This is a genomic window from Aquiflexum lacus, assembly GCF_015476655.1.
GTDB classification, from domain to species: domain Bacteria; phylum Bacteroidota; class Bacteroidia; order Cytophagales; family Cyclobacteriaceae; genus Aquiflexum; species Aquiflexum lacus.
Window position 1 is genome coordinate 24,387 of sequence record NZ_JABFHF010000048.1, and the last position, 6,707, is coordinate 31,093.

The following is a 6,707-nucleotide window of genomic DNA, read 5'->3' on the forward strand; positions in this document are numbered from 1 at the left end:
ATCAACTGCTTTCATCTATGTAAAAAATCCATCGGGTAATATTCCAAAGATAATTTTCCTGAAATTTGGACCACTTATCATTTAACTCACCCTTACCTTCAGCATATCCATATAAAATTTCACTCAGCAAAATAGCTTGGTCTCCATCAGAAATATTTTCAGGAAAACGGCTTTTAGCCTCGTATAAATAAGCATGAAAACCCAAAGAGCGGACAATAAATTGGTTGGCAAGTATTTTCTGCTGTAAGTTTTTGATAATCCTAAAAGACTCATCTACATTTCCTTTAGGATCATAAAAGGTATTGGCATAGGCAAGTTGTATTCTATGAGGTTGTCCTGAAGTAACAATTCCTGTTCTGTTAAACTCCATCATGGCAGAGTCTAATAATCTTTTGGCTATTTGAGGATCTGTTTTTTTATAAAGTATGTCTTTTGCAGCATAGGCATATAAGGAAGATCTATTGATGGATTTATTGAATGGCCTCATCAAACCTTTAATACCCTCAAAATCACCGGTATTTGCCAATGCCTCAATGGCAGAGGCAATCAACCTTAAAGAATGATTGTTGATCTGATTCCCATATTCCTTGGACCGGAGAATATTTAATAGGTTATCCGGATTTATTTTCTGATAATAAGACAAGGCAGCTTCCACTTCATTGTCCTTGTAAGCCATTTCTCCCAAATACAGATATAACCAATTCAGGTCGACCTGATCAATATTTTCCCTACCTGATAATTCAGTTTCGAGTCTTTTAAATATTTCATATCTGGCCGGTTTGACAATAAATCCATTGGGAACCCAGATTTTAGAATTATAGGCCAACAACCAAGCTGTGAAAAAATCAAGCTCAGCCTTTGTTGGATATAATTCATCTATCAATTGGTTTTCCAGAACATATTCCAAAAAGGCATCCGAAAAATAAAAGAAAAAGAAAGACCTTGGTTCCAAAGGAGGAAATCCAATCCTTAAGTCAGGATAAATAAACAAGAATTTTCGGGGAACAATTATATCGTCTGTGGCTCCAACCCCAATGACTGAGGTAGTTTGTTCCAAATAGGAAGTGGGCACCAGTTTATAATATTCGAAGGCTTTATCAAATAATTGGTTTACTGAGAGGTCCTCATTTTTTCGTTCCTCTAAATTGATCGCTTTTAAAATACCCTCATTTTTAAAAGAAAGGGCCAGCAAATAATTTCTCTCATTTGGATCCTTAATGTCAGAAAGTACAGTTTTCCTGTATTTTGCATAGAAATAGCTGATTTGCTCCCGATCGCTGAACTGAAGGTTAAGGTTTTGCCTGTCATCCATAAATCCAATCAAATGCAAATTAAAAGTTGTATTAGCAGATTTGAGCATTCTTCCCAAAAGGCTAGCATAAAACTCCTCTGAAGTAATGTTTTTTCTTGAAATGTATCCTCGTACAAACTCATCCAATGCAGTATCTTGTCTGTACTTGTAATACACAGCGGCTATATTGGCGGCATTATCAGCCCCTGCGGCATAATCTCCCTGGTAATTGTTTTGGGAATTGGCCAATAAAATATCCATGCAATCCAATACCCTTTCACTGTTGCCTTGTGAAGCATATAAATAGGCCAATTGCTGATAAAGTCCGTTGAATTTGAAACCATAGTCAGCAGCACCTCTCAAAAGAAGGTTATCCGCATCAAAATTTAATTTCAACCAATCTGATTGGCTTTCCTGCTCGAAAGGGGATAGAATTTGAATAATCCTCACAATTTCCTCCTGCGTAAAGGCCCGAAAATTTATGGCATGCTCAAGTGCAAGCGTCAGGTTCCTCATATCCGTAAAATCTGCCGGTTGGGTCTCCAGGATATGTAATACCATAATACCTATCCTCTTGGCATTCGCTTTCCGCCAAGTATCTATTTGAAGGGCTGGATTATGATAATATGCCAGTTCCAAGGTCACTCTCAGGTCATTCAACTCTTTTAAAATGGCCGAAAATGAGGAATTGACATTGCTGGGCACTGCATATTCAACCGAAATACTATCTGCAATGGTCAAACTTCTCAAAATTTCCCCTTTGGGTTCGTTAGATCCCTGAAAAACCAGCATCGTAGCTATTCCATTTGCGATATTGATTTTTTCAATTGGGTCAGGAACGGAATTTATAACCTCATCTATACTGGTAAGATCAAGTTTCAACTGCTCCACTATGAGGTATATTTTATCTTCAAATGCCACTTTTGGACTGTTGACCAATTTTATTGACTCTGCTTGAATGGAGTTTAGAACAGCTGAATTTTGCTGCTTAAGGTATTGCCTTATCGCAAAAGAACTAAATATCAAAAATGCAATCAAGGCAACCGCTATCCCTATTCTTTTTGCTCCATATCGCATGACGGTTCTGGTTATTACATGCTTACTGGCACTCTTGGAAAGGAATTCCTGAGAATTTTTTAGGATGTTTTTTGCTTTTGATAACTTATTTTCTTGATCGAGCTCTTCCGGAAGATATCTGGCAACCCAATGGATATTTGGGTTAAGGTTGTTGATCCAATTTTCAAAATAGGTCAAAGGTCCGATCGACATCAAAAAAGCATTTGATTTTCCGCTTTCCACCCAGCGGTTGAGCTGTTGTTCATAATCCAGATAAACGGTGTAATTGTCATATTCTTCCTCAGCCCAGTTTTTGAGATAATCCCAATTACGGATCAGGCTTTCGTGGGTAATGTCAAGCACGTCATTTTCACCTAGATCACGGCTTTCCGGATCATCGGAAATAAAGGGTCTGATAAAAGTATTACCAGGTTCCCGGAAAATATTCAATACCGCCCCGACTTCAATCGTACCGAATTCCTTCCTTCCCAAAATATTGGTAATTTCCAGTAGGGTCATCCGGTTTCTTACAGCACGACTTTGGTCAATTTTGGTCAGGCAGGAAAAAGCATTTTTGATAATTGCTTTTGTGTCTTCATTGGAAATATCCTTACCTGTATTTTCAATGTAGTAGGCCATTGCCTGCTCAAATAGCTTATTGGTATGGGTGTCAAGGACATTCTGCAAACTCGGTGCGTGATAACAGGCTTTTATATTTTCAGGCAAATCATCAAACCATTGTTTAAAGCTCAATACCTGATCTTCCGGTAGTTCTTTTATCGACATTCCCCCGACCATGGCATAATGAATCAGATCCATTTCTTCTGTCCCATTACTGGCCGCATGCCAAATCTGATTGAGCGCATGCTGAAGAATTGGAAGCTGATCTACTCCCTCGGTCAGATCATGGATTAATCTTTCAGTCAGTCTCCTTGTAATTTGATTTCCACTGAGGACAGCCGGTTCTTCAATGACCAATTGTAGTTGGGCCCTGTTGAGCCGGGGAACAAAAAACTGGGAAAATCCTATGTACTCAGGCAACCCACGAAAAGCCGCGCATTGCCCGATAAAGTCCGACCTCATGGTAAAAATAACATAGATGGGCAGTCCTTCCTCCAATGCTATCTTGGAGGTTTCCAATAATAAATTTAAAACCAGATTGGCTTCTTTTGAGGGAACTCCTTTGTCATAGTTTTCTGGATTGGTAAAAAATTCCTCAAACTGATCCACAAGGATGATCAAATTGGCTGCTTTTCTCTTAATACTTGCCCTCTTTCGTTCGTCTGCTGCTTGCCACTCCAGCGTATCTTCATCAAGAAACCTATCAGAATTCCTATATAAATCAACAATGGCAGAAAAACCATGCTTCAATTCCGATTCAACAGTTACCTCATTTGGGATATCAAGTTGATTGGCTATGGCTTTGCACAGATTTTTGAAGGGGGACCTTTCAGGTCTAAAATCAGCGACACACCATTGGGTATATTTCGATTTAAGGAAACCTGCCCTGGCATTGGGAATGATCCCTGCATAAACAAGTGATGACTTTCCGTCACCGGAAGCACCTGTCAGCATCAGAAACTTATTCCGCTGCAATTGGGCTGTAGCAGCATCAATATCATCTTCCCTACCTTTAAAGTATAAAGATTCCTCTTCTGTAAAAGAGCGCAGTCCCGTATAGGGGCATATTTGATAGTCTTCAAACATACCCGTTATTTGAGATTGACAACTGTGGTATAAACTTTTTTGACTTCTGCCGGCACTTCCTCTTTGGGAACAATGGTAGAAACCACTTTCGGAGCTTTGAAAATCCGCGCAAAATTACTTCTTGGATCATCTTCCCCAATAAAAAATAATGGTGTGGGTGAAGATGCCCCACCTACTTCTTTCCAGATTTGTTTAATGAAGGGCAAGGCCCAATCTGCAGCATATTTAAAATAAACCACAGCCAGTTTACTTTTTGGAATCTGCTGTGAAGAAACTTCCCTATATTGATCTTCCCCATCGGGCATGATATTCATGATTTCTATCGGGTATTCCAAACTCAACCTGTCCGTAATTTCTTTTGCTTCCAGTTCATCCTGCTGATTGAAAATAAAAAAGATATCGGTATCCTTTGAATCGAAGATTTCTACTTCCTCCTTCAGCATGACTACCCTAATGTCATCCACCAATTGCATGGGACCCGCACTATTTGAAAACATCATATTTTTGGTGATGTTGTTCCGAATATATTTGATGAATTCCTGTTGGGCAGGTTTAATAGTTCCTGTAGCCTCAGGATGTACCCATACAAATGAATTGAATTCTGAATCTGCAGCATCAATTATTTTTTTCGCTTCCAGAAACTGGAATTGCGGAAATGAAACATCGTCCTCCAATTCGAAACGCCTGCCAAACTCTCCACTCAAAATATGTAGTGAGCAAACACATTGTTTGATGGTTTCAATGGTTTTAGCCCTAAAAACCTCATCATCTGCCGGACAATCTATAGCAGGAAGCACATTAAATCCGGCTTTTTGGAGGATAATCGCCATCTCCTCTCTTTTTTCCTTTAAGTCATTGGATGTCCATGCCAAGAAAACATTTGGCCTGGAGCGGTCTATCATCTGGACTTTCAAGGAAGAGGACAAAGAAGTAGATACTACATTGGGTACTATTTGGGTAGATGTTGGGGAAAAAGCGGTATATCCAAAAGAGTTTTCTTTTTGAAAAAGCTTGGCTCCTGAAATAATATCCTTAATCGCATTGGCCAATTTATTGATCTGATTTCGGTACATGGGCCTATTTGGATTTCCAAGCTTTTCGTCATCTATAGGCAGCAGGGGACGGTTGACCCCATCTTCTCTGAAAATAAAATCAATGGAACGTAAACCATCTGAAAGTTCTGATTCAAGGAGTTTGATATCCTCCATATCTATATCATGAATTTTTACAGGAATCACTCTTGAAGCGACATTGTCATTCAATAGCTTAATGGTTTTGCCCATTTTCTCGCCAAGCACCCCGTCTTGAAATCCTTTGAATTCATTTTTCCAAACAAGAGAATTGACATCACAATAGGTTTGTGAAATAATTGGAATGAAAATTAAGGATTTAATTTTTGAGGAAACAGAACCGTCTTCTTGTAGAAATTTCTTCTTTTCATCTTCCGGATTAATGTCAAAATAAATTGAAAGTTTATCCTTACAGGTAGCACTTAGTTCCTGTTTGAGCTTTGTGACAAGTTCGGAAACCCAACCATCATATTTGTTATCATTAAACCTAAAACTGATATGGATATCATAATCATATTCAGAAATAATGGATGACTTTTCTATGGCTGATGTTTGATTGCTGTTTGATATGGATGATGCTGATAGTATTCTATAGACCTTGACCGGATCTTTTACATTTTTAAGGTTTTCAATTTTAAAAAATTCTGATCGGATATCATTTTTATTGGTAAGGTCTCTTTGTACCGATTCGGATACGAATATACTCGCTGGTGCTGCCAATGCTTGTATTCTTGCTGCAATATTGACTACATCTCCAAAAATGTCCTCATCCTCAAAAATGACTTCTCCCTGATGAATTCCTATTCTAAGTTTGTAAACATTTGCTTCGTTGCACAACTCTTGGATTCTTATGGCGGCGTAAACGGCATTACTCACTGAAGGAAAACTTGCCATCACTCCATCGCCAAGCTCTTTGATAAATTTACCCCCAAATTCATCTATCACAGGTTTATGGATTTCCCTGTTTTTCCTTAATAATTCAAAGGCTTTTTGTTCATCATTTCCCATCAATGCCGTATATCCGACAATATCAGTGAACATGATCGCTGCAAGTTGGCGTATTTGTGACATTTAATTATTCTGAGAAAATATGAGCAAAAATTTCATTTAAAAACATTACAATAGTAATATGGGAAATTTTAGCCAAAAAAAGACATTTCTAAACAATTAAGTTATTAATCCCAAATAATATAATGGCTTTCCTTATCAATATAGAACTTAAAAATAATTCTATTATGCAAATCAAATTACATTTTCATGTTATTAAGAATTGCTTTTCTACTAAGAGATGCAAAGTTTTTTTTAAAAAAAAATATTGATAATTTTTAAATTTAAATAGGTGGATCTGAGTTAAAAACATTTAATCAAATTTGTAATTGAGTCTTTTTGCTCATTTTCAAAAAGTATACTTCTGAAAAAATCTTTACACCCTATTCTTATGGTTGGCCAATATGAAAACATAATGATGCTTGCAAAACCAATTGGCCTTTCCTCCCGCCTATAAAACGCCAAAAGCCTCTGGATTTCCCCAAAGGCTTTTATGATAATGTGGCGGCGGCCTACTCTCCCGGGTGTAACCCCAG

2 protein-coding genes are annotated in these 6,707 nt (G+C 37.9%); both read right to left on the reverse strand.

Annotated elements, in window-relative coordinates:
* Nucleotide 1: 1 nt before the first annotated feature.
* Nucleotides 2-4,054: an nSTAND1 domain-containing NTPase gene (locus tag HMJ38_RS24440; RefSeq protein ID WP_194977076.1), complete on the reverse strand. Its 4,053-nt coding sequence runs from the start codon at nucleotides 4,052-4,054 to the stop codon at nucleotides 2-4.
* A 5-nt stretch (nucleotides 4,055-4,059) separates the two neighbouring features.
* Nucleotides 4,060-6,195, reverse strand: a complete 2,136-nt coding sequence (locus HMJ38_RS24445; RefSeq protein ID WP_194977077.1) for an adenylate/guanylate cyclase domain-containing protein — start codon at nucleotides 6,193-6,195, stop codon at nucleotides 4,060-4,062.
* Nucleotides 6,196-6,707: the final 512 nt, after the last annotated feature.

What these genes read in the sequence shown, in the direction of transcription:
- HMJ38_RS24445 (WP_194977077.1), bottom strand. Translation starts at nt 6,195, where the DNA reads ATGTCACAAATACGCCAACTTGCAGCGATCATGTTCACTGATATTGTC.
- HMJ38_RS24440 (WP_194977076.1), bottom strand. Translation starts at nt 4,054, where the DNA reads ATGTTTGAAGACTATCAAATATGCCCCTATACGGGACTGCGCTCTTTT.